Here is a 13,580-nt window from a genome sequence, read left to right on the forward strand (position 1 = left end):
CTCTTAAAAGGGTTGAGGGTAGCGCTTAAAGACAGCCGCTAACTCAGTTTGTAGCTCTTCAGACAGTAGCATATCAAAAGCGGCGATGTCCTCTTTTAGTTGATCCATTGAGGTCGCCCCAATAATGGTAGAGGTTACGCCATCAACCTGATCACACCATGCGAGTGCAAGCTGTGACGGGGTGTAACCAAACTGTTTGGCTAACTTGACGTACTCTGCAACAGCTTCATGAGCCTGGGGTGTATTCCGATGCAGGGCAGCGGGGTTTGAGATGCTCCAGCGGCTTCCTTTCGGCATTGCTCCATCAGCGTATTTGCCAGAGAGTAATCCTGATGCCAACGGTGACCAAGGAAGATAGGCGATCTCTTCGTGAACGCAGTTTTCGATCAAATAGGGCCAATCTTTGGCATGCAATAGACTAAACTCATTCTGAATCGATACGGGTTTTGGCAGATCGTATTCACGGCTCAGTTTTAGATAGGTGTTGATACCCCAAGTGGTATCGTCAGACAGGCCAAAATGACGAATTTTTCCCGCTTTTATGCAATGGTCTAACCCTTTCAAGATATCGAGCATCTGAGCTTCATGCTCCGCCGCGTTAATGTCGCTGAACTTGAAGAAGTTTGGCGTATGCTTACCAAAGTGGGGTGATGTCCGGTTTGGCCAGTGCAGTTGGTAAAGATCGATGTAGTCAGTCTGTAGACGCTCAAGTGAGTTGTCGACCGCTTCAATTACTGCCTTGCCAGTAATGGGCCCCCCGCTTCGAACCCAGGGTAGTCCAATTCCAGCGATTTTGGTGGCGATGATCATCTCACTGCGACGAGAAGGGTTGCGGGCAAGCCAGTTACCAATAATCGCTTCTGTTTTTCCGTAGGTCTCAGCCGTTGGGGGTACTGCGTACATCTCGGCGGTATCAAAAAAATTAATGCCAACCGACAATGCATGCTCGATCTGTTCATCGGCTTCGGCTTGGGTGTTCTGTTTCCCCCAAGTCATGGTGCCTAAACAGATTCGCGAAACGTCTAAACCACTGGTTCCTAAACGGCTGAACTGCATGCTAACTCCTTCTAAGCTGAATCAAATTCTAAGTGGGCAGGTTAATGCTTTACGCTAACACACTCTGTATAGATTCGGTGACTCTATTGTTAGTTGCCCTCTGCTGGTTCTAGTGTTTCGGTTCTATCCCTAAACAGGAGCCTTATGTTGTTATATCATTCTCGGCTTATTAATCAGGGTGTCAGTTATGTCAGCAGCTCAGGGCTTTCTTTATATCATTTCCGCTCCGTCCGGTGCCGGTAAAACCAGTCTCGTTAAAGCGTTATTAGAGCGCGATCAGCGCATTCGCGTGTCGGTGTCTCATACTACCCGCGCTGCTAGGCCTGGCGAGGAGGACGGTGTTTCCTACAACTTCGTTGATCTACCTGAATTTGATCGTCTGATCGAAGCGGGACAATTTCTCGAATACGCAGAAGTCTTTACCAATAAGTACGGCACATCAAAAGGCTGGGTGGAGTCGCAACTGGCACAGGGTATCGATGTGATTCTAGAGATAGATTGGCAGGGTGCTGAGATCGTTCGTGAAAAGATGCCCAAAGCGCGCTCTATTTTCATTTTGCCACCGAGTCGCGAAGAGCTTCTGCGTCGATTAACCGGGCGTGGCACCGACAGTGACGAGGTGATTGCCGGTCGTATGGCGCAAGCTGAATCTGAGATGAGTCACTACGGCGACTTTGACTACCTAGTGATTAATGACCAGTTTGAGACCGCTCTGGATCAATTGGCCGCTATTTTTACCGCAAATCGTTTAGAAATGGCGGTTCAACAGCAGGCGCAGCAAAGATTACTGGCTGAACTCTTGTAGAGAGCTGCCTAAACTCTGTACAATCGCCGGTTCGAATTTGTTACTACTCTTTAAAGAGGTTACTCATGGCACGTGTTACTGTAGAAGATTGCCTAGACAATCTTGATAACCGTTTTGAACTTGTAATGGTTGCGTCTAAACGTGCGCGTCAGATCGCTACGGGTGGTCAAGATCCTAAAGTTGAATGGGAAAATGACAAACCAACGGTTGTTGCTCTTCGTGAAATCGCCGAAGGTCACACAACTCGCGCAGTGCTTGACGAGCCAGTTCTAGACTAACTCTTCCAACTCTCTTCAAAGTGGGGCATCATCCTTATCATATTGTTTGTTAAGCGATAACTGATGCCCACTATAGACGCTCTATCCGAACGCCTTACCGAATATTTGGACTCCGATGAGATCCGAAAGGTAAGGCGTGCTTATTTTTACGCGGAACAGGCCCATGATGGTCAGCGTCGTAAAAGTGGTGAGCCCTACGTTACCCATCCCCTAGCCGTTGCCAGTGTTCTTGCTGAGATGCACATGGATCGCGACTGTCTAATAGCAGCCATGTTGCACGATGTCATCGAAGATACTGAGATCGATTTTGACGGTATCTCTGGCCAGTTTGGTGAAACCGTTGCACGAGTTGTTGATGGTGTATCTAAACTGACGCATCTTGAGTTCGAGAGCAAAGCGGAAGCGCAGGCAGAAAACTTCCAGAAGATGGTCTTAGCGATGGCAGAAGATATTCGCGTCATCATCGTTAAGCTAGCGGATCGTCTTCACAATATGCGTACGTTGGGTGCTATGCGCCCAGATAAACAGCGTCGTATCGCTAAAGAGACTCTGGATATCTACGCACCGATTGCAGCCCGTTTGGGTATGCGTGATGTTCAGGTAGAGCTAGAGGATTTAGCGTTTAAATCTTTCCACCCGATGCGTGCTAAGTACATTCGCCGTGCGGTGGTGCAAGCGCGGGGGCAGCGTAAAGATATTATCTCTGAGATACAGGAGGCCATTAATCGCCGCTTGAAACAGGAGGAGTTAGTCGGTGAAGTGACCGGCCGTGAGAAACACCTCTACTCAATCTATCGCAAAATGAAGAGCGAAAATCGCAGTTTTGCCAGCATCATGGATGTGTTCGCTTTTCGTATTGTTACGACATCTGTTGATAACTGTTACCGAATTTTAGGCGCAGTACATAACCTGTTTAAACCCGTACCGGGGCGCTTCAAAGATTACATTGCTATCCCAAAAGCAAATGGCTACCAATCGCTGCATACCGATCTGTTTGGTGCACGCGATATTACTATTGAGGTACAGATCAGAACCCATGAGATGGATGCCGTCGCTGCGCAGGGTATTGCCGAACACAGCCACTACAAACAGAGTGGCGATGGCAGCAGTGCCGAAGGCTCTTACAACCGTGCGCGCAAATGGCTACAAGGCCTGCTTGAAATGCAGCAGGCTGCCGGTGACTCGATGGAGTTCATCGACAGCGTTAAGAAAGAGCTGTTCCCAGATGAGGTCTATGTCTTCACTCCGAAGGGACGCATTCTTGAGCTACCGAAAGGGGCAACCCCGGTCGACTTTGCTTATGCGGTTCATACCGACGTGGGTAACTCCTGTATCTCCTGTCGTGTTGATCGACATCTATCGCCGCTGTCAGAGCCGCTGAAAACCGGTCAGACCGTTGAGATCATCACAACCCCACGTGCCCAACCCAATATGGCTTGGCTCAACTTTGTTGTGACCGGTAAAGCAAGGACAGCGATTCGCCACTTCTTGAAGAACCAAAAACAGCATGAGTCGATCGAGTTGGGTCGTCGCCTGTTGAACCAGTACTTGGCTCAATATGAGATCAGTGATCAACAGCTTGATCAGAATAAGCTGGACAAGCTGTTACAAGATTTGAACTTCGAGACTCTCGATGATCTGTTAGAAGATATCGGATTGGGTAATCGAATGGCTTACGTCATCGCTCAGCGTCTACAACCGACGGATGGTGAATCTGACGAACCAGAATCACTTATTGGTACAGACGGTAAACCGATCTCGATTCGGGGTGCAGAAGGCATGGTCATGCACTTTGCTCGCTGTTGTTACCCCATTCCTGGCGACAATATTGTCGGTAATATCTCGGCAGGACGTGGCTTGGTGGTGCACCGCTCTGACTGTCGCAACCTCAACGGTAAGCGTGACGAGACCACCAATCGCAACATCTACATCGAGTGGGGCGAAACAGGTGAGGATGAGTACACCACCGTTTTAGAAGTTCAGGTTGAATCACAACGAGGCATCATCGCACAGCTGGCGATGGCGGTCTCTTCAGTAGGCGGGAACGTCAATCAGCTACTGTCAGGCGAGAAAGATGGTCAGATGAATGCCGTTACCATTGAACTGACAGTGACCAACCGTGTTCATCTGGCGCGGGTTATGAAAAAGCTGCGTGCTATTAAGCAAGTGACCCGAGTGAGTCGAATTTAGCCTAGGCGTGCTCTTGTTCAAGCTCTTCGAGCTGCTCTTGAGTTTCAAACCACTCCAGCTCAACACCCTCTAATTCGCTTTTAGCTTCGGCCTGCTGGCTTAGTAGGGCCTTTAACTCATCTTTGCGTTGATCCGTATACAGATCCGTGTCGGCAAGCTGTGACTCTAGGGCTTCCAACGATTGATTGAGCTTCTCCATTTTCGCATCAAGCTTCTCAAGCGCTTTTCGCAAAGGGCGTAATTTAGAGCGTTTTTCAGCCTCGATGCGTTTCTGCTCTTTCCGATCGGCGGCGCTTTGTGAGCGGCCTTCCGATGCGATGACCGGTGAAGAGTCCTCTTGCCGTTGGGTCGCTAGCCATTTGTGGTAATCATCGAGGTCACCGTCAAACTCGGTCACTTTGCCCTCGGCGACCAGAAGAAACTGATCGACGGTGTTCGCCAGTAGATGGCGATCGTGGGACACCAAGATAATCGAGCCTTCAAAGTCCTGAAGGGCTAGAGTCAGTGCGTGACGAACTTCCAGATCCAGGTGGTTGGTGGGCTCATCGAGCAGCAGCAGATTGGGTTTGTGCCAAGCGATCAATGCTAATGCAAGGCGAGCCTTTTCACCGCCAGAGAAACGTCCAATCGGATCCAGTGCATCATCGCCACTGAAACCAAAAGAACCGGCAAACGAACGCAGTTGAGCTTCGGTTGCCTTAGGAGCAATACGCTGCAGATGCAACAGAACCGAGGCGTTCATATCCAGTGCTTCGAGCTGATGCTGTGCGAAGTAGCCAATCTTTAGATGCTCACCACAGGAGCGCTCGCCACTGATTAGAGGTAGATCTCCGACCAAGCTTTTGACTAGGGTCGATTTACCAGCGCCGTTTCTACCCAGTAGGCCAATTCGCTGACCGGGTACAAGACTAAGTGATACACCGTTAAGAATTTTACTCTGTTCGCTGTAACCCAGTTCCGTGTTGTAGAGATTCAGCAGGGGCGATGAGAGTTTGTCGGAACAGTCGAATCGAAAACTAAACGGTGAATCGATGTGTGCCGCGGAGATCATCTCCATGCGCTCTAGCTCTTTAATGCGGCTCTGCGCCTGTTTGGCTTTGCTCGCCTTGGCTTTAAATCGACGCACAAAGCTTTCGATGTGTGCTATTTGTGCCTGCTGCTTGTCGTAAGCGGCTTGTTGTTGCGCGAGTCGTTCAGCGCGCATGCGTTCAAAAGCGGAGTAGTTGCCTTTATACAGGGTGAGCTGTTGCTGATAGAGGTGTACGACTTGGTTAGCGGTTGCATCGACAAAGGCGCGGTCGTGCGAAATCAGAATCAGGGTGCCTGGGTATTGATTCAACCACTGCTCTAGCCAGATGGTGGCATCCAAATCTAAGTGGTTGGTCGGTTCATCCAGTAGTAGCAGTTCAGATCGGCACATCAATGCCTGAGCAAGGTTAAGACGAATGCGCCAACCACCCGAAAAACTCTGAACGGGTTTGCTAGCGTCATTAGGTGCAAAGCCTAAACCATTGAGTAGAGTGTGGGCGCGGGATTCGGCACGGTAGCCATCAATGGCATCCAGTTGTGCGTAAAGCTCACCTAACTCTGGGCTATGTTCCTGCTCGGCAATGGCCAGTTTGCTCTGCAGCTGGCGCAGCTCCTTGTCACCATCGAGTACATAATCCAACGCGCAACGATCACTGCTGGAGACCTCTTGGGCCATATGCGCAATCTTGCCAGGAGCGGGTTTGTGTAGCTCCCCGGTGTCCTGTGATAGCTCACCTAGAATCAGCTTAAATAGACTCGATTTACCGACGCCATTGGCACCAATAAGGGCGACCTTCCAACCAAAATGGATGTTTAGGTCGGCGTGGTCAATTAGGCGCTGGGCGCCACGTTGTAAACTGAGCTGTTCAAGTCGTATCATGGGCGGCAAGTCTATCACAGCAAGGGCCGTAATCCTCTCTGTTAGATTCCTTATATTTGGAGATATCGTGGTTCCTTCAGGATTAAAACTCGACAACCCTTTGTGGTCTTTCGCCCTAGAGATCTACCCGTCAGTCGCTAAGCCGATGCTATCGATTCAGTCGAAAGGTGGGCGAGTCAATTTAATGTTGGCCGCGCTCTGGTCGGCTTCTGAGCAGATCGAATGGCCTGATTCGGTTCCCGACGCTATTGAGGCGTGGCATCAAAAAATTTTGCCGATTCGGTCGCAGCGTATGTCGTTAAAACCTCAGCTTAATGACTACCCCGAACTTGAAGCCCTGTATCAGCATTTAAAAGGGGTGGAGCTGAACATGGAGCGCGTCGAGATAGCGATGCTTCATCAGTGGCTTGCGCCCAAGCCTAAAGCGATGAACCTGATAACAGCGCAATCTAATTTGGACAGAGTCTCAGCCGGCGTCAGTGATATTGATCAGGATAAGGATGCCGTTCTTCAACGCCTGAAACCGCAAACCTAATGGGTTTTAATCCTGCGGTGTATAGGTTTTAATGTTTCTTTCATCTCATTCAGAGACACTGGTCTCATTGATAACACGAATAAGGATTTTCCAATGAAAAAAGCGGTATTAGCGCTTGCTCTATCTTCTGCAATGCTAGCGACACCTTCTCAGGCGACTGAACTTACGACCGATGATCAAAAGTTGAGTTACGGCATGGGCTTGGTACTTGGTGAGCGTCTAATGGCTGATTTCGACTCTCTTGACTACGATCTACTGAGTCAGGGTGTTAAGGACATGTTCGAAGGCAACAAGCCGTTGATGACCATGCAGGAGCTGTCTGATGTGATGATGGCATTCCAAGCGAAAAAGCTAGAAGCTGAACAGGCGAAAGAGCAAGCACTAGCGGATGCTAACCTGAAAAATGGCCAAGACTTCATGGCAGAGAATGCTAAGCGTGAAGGTGTTGTCACTACTGATACGGGTCTTCAGGTAGAGATTTTGGAAGAGGGCGCAGGCCCTACACCAACAGCAGAAGATAACGTCAAAGTGCACTACAAAGGTATGCTGATCAATGGCCAAGAGTTCGATAGCTCTTACGGTCGTGGCGAACCAGTGACCTTCCCGCTGTCTGGCGTTATCAAAGGGTGGACTGAAGGTCTGCAGATGATTAAAGAGGGTGGTAAAGGACATCTAGTGATCCCATCTGATCTGGCTTACGGCCCTGGCGGTGCTGGCGGTATGATCGGACCAAACGCGACGCTAGTGTTCGAAGTTGAACTGCTTGCGATCAATCCGGCTGAGTAAATTGCTCATATATAAAAGAGGCTGCCATTTGGGCAGCCTTTTTTGTTTCAGTGTCCCGCAAATTTAGCTAACGGCTTCGCGATGTGTCTCATGCAGCATGGCGATCATCTGATCCTCTAACTCAAATCGATCAGCCAAGGCTTCGCCCAGTTTAGAGACCTGTTCGCTGAAGTAGCGGATATCTTCAACGGTCGCTGCAGGCAGATCAGAGAAACGGTCGTTAAAATCGAGCGCAAGATCGGTTGAAATCTGAATCTTGGGAAGGAGTGCTTGAGCCTCTGCTAGTTGTGAATCGCTGAAGGCTTCTCCCTCTGCTACCAGCTGTTGGTAAACTTCAAAGTGTCCTGATGAGAGGTAGTCTACCAAGAGTTGGCAAAATTCACCCAGTCGCGCATCCAACTCTTCGCCCACTTGAGTATGGGGAATTTCCATTAGAATTCGAATTAACGCGGCACGTTCATCCAGCCAATGGTCAATAATGGTGCTGACACCGCCCCAGCGTTCACGAGCATCTTTGCAGTTCTCTAACATAACAAAACCTCCAACTGAGATTTCAGTCTATGCCGATCGATAGAGTGCTGGCAAGTGATAACTAAGTTCCACTTAGGAGGCTAGGTAGTGCTGAAGGAATTCATCAAAGGGTGCTTCATCTTGTGATTCAGCATCGCGCTGTTTGGCCAGTGACTGTTCAGCCTCTTCAGTTAGTCGATGTTTAACAGCTGGATCAAGCGGTTCGCGTGACAGGGTCTCGCGGTGCACCTGTCCCATTTTGAGCGTCCACTGTTGGAAGGTGAGTGAGCTCGATTTCAGCTCGCTAATAATTTTAGCTGAAGGAGTCAGCTGCGGATCAGCTACCAGTTCATACTGTTTCTGAACCGCTTGTTGATAGGCATTTCCGCCGTGGATCTGATCGAGTAATTCAGCGACCAGAGTCACCTGATCGAGGATGTCGCGAGCAAACTGCTCACGTGACACTTCGCCCTCAAGAGTCTCAAGCATCAGACCTGGGCGACGCCCTTCAGAGACAATCTTGTCTTTGTTGTGAGCTACCATAGCGCATTCAGTGCTAGTAAGTAGTTGCTCACCTGCAAATAAACAGGTTAACAGGAAGGCGTCCATAAAGAGGCTCTGCTGCAGATCGATACCAATCGGCAGCAGTGGGTTGATATCGGTGTTACGTACTTCGATGTACTGAACCCCTCGTTCCATCAGTGCGTGGACAGGTTTTTCACCGCTGAAGGCAACGCGTTTCGGACGAATGTCACTGTAGTACTCATTCTCAATCTGCAACACATTGGAGTTGAGCTGGCGATACTGGCCATCGACTTTAATACCAATCGCTTCATAGGGTTGGTGCGGTTGGTGTATCGCAGCCTGAAGAGAGTCTGAGTAGGTATCAAGATGGTTGAAGCAGACGTTCAGCCCCTCTTGGGCTCTGTTTGAATAGCCCAGATCACTCATACGCAGTGACGTTGCGTAGGGGAGGTAATAGGTATCATCGTCGAGAGGCTCTAGGTGGTGCTCTACAGAGTGCAAGAAATCTTTGCTGACAGCCGGTGATGCACCGAACAGGTAGAGCAGCAACCAGCTGTAACGACGGAAGTTACGAATCAGTGCAAAGTAACGATCGGAGGCGAAATCTTGGTCGCTAAGTTCCGAGTCGCACACCTGTTTCCACGCTGGCCAGAAGGCTTCCGAAATCGAGAAGTTGTAGTGAATGCCTGCGATGGTCTGCATCATCTTTCCGTAACGATGCTCAAGGCCCACACGATAGATGTACTTCAGTTGTCCAATGTTGGAGCTGCCGTATTCGGCAATGCGTATGTCATCTACCGATTTGATCGCACAGGGCATGCTGGCACACCAGAGCGATTCATGACCTAGTAAAGAGTAGGTGAATTGATGCAGTTCGGTCAGCTCTTTGAGTGAGTCGCGCACATCGGTGCTGACTCCGGTAATGAACTCCATCAGAGCTTCAGAGTAGTCGGTCGTGATCTGTCCATGGGTCAGCGTAGAACCCAGCGCGGCGGGGTGGTCTGTCTTGGCAATATGACCGGCACTGTCGATTCGAAGTGCCTCTTTCTCGATGCCGTGACCTAGCTCACGCAACAGATGTTGATGACCGCTTGCAACGAGGCGATCCAGATTCTCTTTAACTGCTTGTAACACCTTGAAGCTTCCTTACTCTTGGTTGGCGAAGTATATCAGAGAGCCTTCAGAAACCACGAGGATTGCAGACGATTTAATTTCATATTCAACATCGGGGTTGTGGGATGCCCTGCAAGGTGGAAAAATCGATATCTGTTTATTTAAAACGCCTATACAGGATAGTCGATGCCCGAGCGTTATACGCCCAAACAGTTCTTACCTTTCCGACCCGAAGTGATTCTAGGTGTGCTTACGCTGTTTGTCGTCTCTTTGATCTACTTGACCCTGTTTACCCGTCAACAGGCATTAGAGGAGCTGCATCAGCAGGCCTCCAGTGAGCTTGATCGTTACCGAGTGTCAGTGGAGCAGAGACTGGATCGTTTTCGTAGCTTGCCCGAACTGTTAGCCGATCATGAATTACTGGCTGATGCGGTCACTGGCGCCGAAGAGGAGCGTGTTGGGCAGGCGAATCTCTATCTGCAACGAGCCGTTGATCTGGTCAATGCATTGGATATCTATGTGATGGACAGTGCGGGCTACACCAGAGCCTCCAGCAACTGGTTTAAAGAGACCAGTTTTATTGGGCGGAACTTCTCATTTAGGCCCTATTTCACCGATGCCATGAAAGGGCAGTCGGGGCGCTATTTTGCTTTGGGCAGTACGACGAATAAACGGGGCTACTACTTCAGTCACCCGATGCACCGCAATGGTGAAATCATTGGGGTTGTCGTCGTTAAGATCGACTTGGATCAGATCGAAGAGCGCTGGAACAACCCGGCCACCGAAGTGATGGTGTCAGATGAGGATGGCGTTATCGTTATCAGTACCGAGCCAGATTGGATGTTTAAGACACTCAGCCCGCTGTCAGATGAGCAGATGAAGCGGATAGCCGAAAGTCTTCGATACGGTGATCAGCCGCTTAATTCTTTGAATATTGCTAAACGCAGTGTGGAGGATGAGCAGTTTGAGATCATTACTGTGCTGCACAATGAGAGTGACAACCCTGCAGCATCGGCCGAGCTCGACACACGACAGTATCTGCTGTTGGCGGACCAGATCTCTAACACTGGTCTGACCGTTCGCCATCTCGCCAATCTGCAAACGGTTGAAGATCGCGTATTGGTGGTGCAGTTGATTACCACGATACTGGGTGTGTTGATCGTTCTGGCCAGTCTTGTGGCCTTTCAGCGACGCCGCATTCGCATTGAGCGTCAGCGCTATACTGAGCGTGAAAGCCGAGTTCGAAAAGAGCAGGAAGCGCGCATTGAAGGCGTGATTAATAATACTCAGGTTGGCCTCTCTCTGATCGATACAGAAGGTAAGATTGAGTACTTTAATCCGGTGCTGGAGAGACTGCTGGGGTATCGCTTGGATCAGATCATCGGCAAGCCGTTTCATGAGCTACTGTCGCCGCAGGATCAGTTACTACTGAAGCGCTATATTGAGTTAGAGGTCGCAACCCGTGAACAGCATCTGAAGCTGGAGGTGGATTGCCTCAACGCTAATGGTAGCGTTATCCCGGTTGAACTGACCCTCAGTAACATGGAGCAGAGTGGCCGTTATCACCTGATTGTCACCTTGGTTGATATCACCGAACGTCGCGAGCATTTACAGGCCTTACAGCGTGCACAAAATGAGCTTGAACGTCGTGTTGCAGAGCGTACTCAGGACCTTCAGGCCGCCAACAAAAAGCTATTGTCCGAGATCGAAAATCACCAGTTAACTCAGAACGAGTTGGTACAGGCGGCTAAGTTGGCGACCATTGGTCAGATGTCAGCCGGTATAAACCACGAGTTGAATCAACCACTGACGGCAATTCGCAATTACGCCGATAACGCCTTGAAGTTTCAGACACTGAATAATGCAGAACGAGTCACGAGCAATCTGCAGCAGATTGCCAATCTGACGCAGCGAATGGCCAACATACTGCACCCCCTGAAAGAGTTCTCGCGTAAGCAAGATCCGCAACAGAGTAGTGTGTCGCTGCGTGATCTGCGCGATGGGGCTATGTCTATCCTTTACGGGCAGTTAGAGCGTCAAAATGTTGAGATCACCTGGCCCGATAACTCGGATCAAATTTGGTTGAAAGCGGATCTTCTGCGTATGGAGCAGGTGATGGTGAATCTGATCAACAACGCTGCTCAAGCGATGGAGCAGAGTGAAGATAAGCAGATTCAGGTTCGTACAGAGTTTCTCGGGGAGCAGATCGCCATCTCTGTATGCGATACCGGACCCGGTTTAAGTGATGAGGCGTTAGAGCAGATCTTTACACCATTTTTTACCACAAAAGAGCAGGGGCTTGGTTTGGGGCTTGGTCTCTCTATTTCGCAGCGGATTGTCGAGTCGCTTGGTGGTATGCTTAGCGCCCACAACTTACCCGAGGGTGGCGCCGAGTTTCGTATTCTTCTAAATAGGGCTCAACCACCCAGTGCACAAGCAACTAAGGAGTCCGAGTGACAGAGTCTAGAGCTGACGAGATTCAAGTATTACTGGTAGATGATGACGCCTACATCTTGGATTCGGCTGGGCAAACGCTGGAGCTTGAAGGTTACTCTGTGGTGACCTGTGATCGTGCTGAAAAGGCGTTGGGTATCATCAGTTCAGGTTGGTCGGGGATTGTCGTCACCGATATCAACATGCCGGGTATGACCGGTTTAGAGCTACAGGCTAAGATCAAAGCCATCGATTCTGATATTCCGGTCATCATTATTACCGGTCATGGCGACATCTCTATGGCGGTAACGGCGATCCGTGATGGCGCCTACGATTTCATTGAAAAACCCTTTGCCTCTGAGCTGCTGATTGATGTCGTACGTCGTGCGATCGAAAAGCGCTCGTTAACTCTCGAAAACCGAGCGCTTAAAGAGGAACTAGCCACTCACAACGCGGCAGGCCCTCGTTTAATTGGCGCCAGTCCGCGCATTCAACAGCTGCGTAATATTGTTCGAGCGGTTGCTGATACCCCTGCGGATATTTTGATTCACGGTGAGACCGGAGCGGGTAAAGATCTGCTAGCTCGCTATATCCATGAAAACAGCAGCCGTCGCGGGGCCAACTTTGTCGCCATTAACTGTGGGGCGGTTCCTGAAAACCTAATTGAGAGTGAACTCTTTGGCCATGAGGCGGGCGCCTTTACCGACGCCAAAAATCGTCGAATTGGTAAGTTAGAGCATGCTCAAGGTGGAACACTGTTCTTAGACGAGATCGAAAGCATGTCGATCTCTTTGCAGATTAAACTGCTGCGTGTGTTGGAAGAGCGTGTCATTGAGCGTTTAGGTTCGAACGACCCTATTTCACTGGACTTAAGAGTCATCGCCGCCTCTAAAGTGGACCTGCGTGAAGCGGCCGACCAGGGCGATTTCCGAGAGGATCTCTACTATCGACTCAATGTCGTTCGAGTCGATCTACCCGCCCTTAGGGAACGCCGCGAAGATATCCCTTTGCTGTTTAAACACTTTGCTCTGGTCGCCTCAGGTCAGTTTGGCCGTGAAGTCGAACCGCTAACACCGGAGCAGATTCAGCAACTTGTCGCCTATGATTGGCCAGGTAACGTGCGTGAGCTGCGCAATGTGGCGGAGCGTTTTGTGCTGCTCGGTGAGCTCAATTGTGGGGAAGCGGGCGAGTTGGAGAGTAATCAGAACACCACTATGAGCCTACCTGATCGCGTTGAGTACTTTGAGAAAACGTTGATTCAAACCGAATTGGCTCGTCATGCCGGCTCAATCAAAGAGACGCTGGCCGCTTTGGGTCTACCTAGAAAAACCCTCTCTGACAAAATGCGTAAGTACGGTCTTGATAAAGCGGACTACAAATAACGCACCCGGTTGTCAGGACCTGACTATTCGTTATACTTGCCCGCTTGTTTGAATATAA

11 protein-coding genes are annotated in these 13,580 nt (G+C 49.9%); 7 read left to right on the forward strand and 4 right to left on the reverse strand.

The genetic code is table 11. The features are described from left to right. Positions 1-3: 3 nt before the first annotated feature. Entirely contained in the window at positions 4-1,056 is a 1,053-nt protein-coding gene (locus tag XMG48_RS08945; RefSeq protein WP_173481726.1) for an aldo/keto reductase, read from the reverse strand. Between the two features lie 187 nt (positions 1,057-1,243). On the opposite strand from XMG48_RS08945, the gene gmk reads away from it, so the two are divergent. From gmk to spoT, 3 genes are all read left to right on the forward strand, one after another. Beyond that, positions 1,244-1,861, forward strand: a complete 618-nt coding sequence (gene gmk, locus XMG48_RS08950) for a guanylate kinase (RefSeq protein WP_173481727.1) — start codon at positions 1,244-1,246, stop codon at positions 1,859-1,861. Positions 1,862-1,926: 65 nt separating this feature from the next. After that, positions 1,927-2,139, forward strand: coding sequence for a DNA-directed RNA polymerase subunit omega (gene rpoZ / locus XMG48_RS08955; RefSeq protein WP_173481728.1), 213 nt, complete (start codon positions 1,927-1,929; stop codon positions 2,137-2,139). Positions 2,140-2,202: 63 nt separating this feature from the next. Further along, entirely contained in the window at positions 2,203-4,329 is a 2,127-nt protein-coding gene (gene spoT / locus XMG48_RS08960) for a bifunctional GTP diphosphokinase/guanosine-3',5'-bis pyrophosphate 3'-pyrophosphohydrolase (protein WP_173481729.1), read from the forward strand. Position 4,330: 1 nt separating this feature from the next. Here spoT and XMG48_RS08965 read toward each other — a convergent pair whose 3' ends face one another. After that, positions 4,331-6,238, reverse strand: coding sequence for an ATP-binding cassette domain-containing protein (locus XMG48_RS08965; RefSeq protein ID WP_173481730.1), 1,908 nt, complete (start codon positions 6,236-6,238; stop codon positions 4,331-4,333). A 67-nt stretch (positions 6,239-6,305) separates the two neighbouring features. On the opposite strand from XMG48_RS08965, the gene XMG48_RS08970 reads away from it, so the two are divergent. Together XMG48_RS08970 and XMG48_RS08975 are read left to right on the forward strand one after the other, a co-directional pair. After that, positions 6,306-6,773 carry a TIGR02444 family protein gene (locus tag XMG48_RS08970; protein WP_173481731.1) on the forward strand — a complete coding sequence of 156 codons (468 nt, stop codon included), beginning with the start codon at positions 6,306-6,308 and terminating at the stop codon, positions 6,771-6,773. 93 nt (positions 6,774-6,866) lie between these two features. Continuing rightward, positions 6,867-7,559 (forward strand): FKBP-type peptidyl-prolyl cis-trans isomerase, encoded by a 693-nt coding sequence (locus tag XMG48_RS08975; protein ID WP_173481732.1) that lies wholly within the window; start codon positions 6,867-6,869, stop codon positions 7,557-7,559. Between the two features lie 63 nt (positions 7,560-7,622). Here XMG48_RS08975 and rsd read toward each other — a convergent pair whose 3' ends face one another. Together rsd and gshA are read right to left on the reverse strand one after the other, a co-directional pair. Then, complete coding sequence (rsd, locus tag XMG48_RS08980; RefSeq protein WP_173481733.1) at positions 7,623-8,090, reverse strand: sigma D regulator; 468 nt, start codon at positions 8,088-8,090, stop codon at positions 7,623-7,625. A 72-nt stretch (positions 8,091-8,162) separates the two neighbouring features. Further along, positions 8,163-9,728 carry a glutamate--cysteine ligase gene (gene gshA, locus XMG48_RS08985; protein WP_173481734.1) on the reverse strand — a complete coding sequence of 522 codons (1,566 nt, stop codon included), beginning with the start codon at positions 9,726-9,728 and terminating at the stop codon, positions 8,163-8,165. 165 nt (positions 9,729-9,893) lie between these two features. On the opposite strand from gshA, the gene XMG48_RS08990 reads away from it, so the two are divergent. Together XMG48_RS08990 and XMG48_RS08995 are read left to right on the forward strand one after the other, a co-directional pair. Next, positions 9,894-12,164 (forward strand): ATP-binding protein, encoded by a 2,271-nt coding sequence (locus XMG48_RS08990; RefSeq protein WP_173481735.1) that lies wholly within the window; start codon positions 9,894-9,896, stop codon positions 12,162-12,164. Then, positions 12,161-13,522, forward strand: a complete 1,362-nt coding sequence (locus XMG48_RS08995) for a sigma-54 dependent transcriptional regulator (protein WP_173481736.1) — start codon at positions 12,161-12,163, stop codon at positions 13,520-13,522. Before XMG48_RS08990 ends, XMG48_RS08995 begins: the two co-directional genes overlap by 4 nt. Positions 13,523-13,580: the final 58 nt, after the last annotated feature.

The sequence above is a fragment of the Marinobacterium sp. xm-g-48 genome, assembly GCF_013282925.1.
Taxonomy (GTDB): Bacteria; Pseudomonadota; Gammaproteobacteria; order Pseudomonadales; family Balneatricaceae; genus Marinobacterium_E.

Coding starts and splice junctions, on each gene's coding strand:
- XMG48_RS08945 (WP_173481726.1), bottom strand. CDS start 1,056: ATGCAGTTCAGCCGTTTAGGAACCAGTGGTTTAGACGTTTCGCGAATC.
- gmk (WP_173481727.1), top strand. CDS start 1,244: ATGTCAGCAGCTCAGGGCTTTCTTTATATCATTTCCGCTCCGTCCGGT.
- rpoZ (WP_173481728.1), top strand. CDS start 1,927: ATGGCACGTGTTACTGTAGAAGATTGCCTAGACAATCTTGATAACCGT.
- spoT (WP_173481729.1), top strand. CDS start 2,203: ATGCCCACTATAGACGCTCTATCCGAACGCCTTACCGAATATTTGGAC.
- XMG48_RS08965 (WP_173481730.1), bottom strand. CDS start 6,238: ATGATACGACTTGAACAGCTCAGTTTACAACGTGGCGCCCAGCGCCTA.
- XMG48_RS08975 (WP_173481732.1), top strand. CDS start 6,867: ATGAAAAAAGCGGTATTAGCGCTTGCTCTATCTTCTGCAATGCTAGCG.
- rsd (WP_173481733.1), bottom strand. CDS start 8,090: ATGTTAGAGAACTGCAAAGATGCTCGTGAACGCTGGGGCGGTGTCAGC.
- XMG48_RS08990 (WP_173481735.1), top strand. CDS start 9,894: ATGCCCGAGCGTTATACGCCCAAACAGTTCTTACCTTTCCGACCCGAA.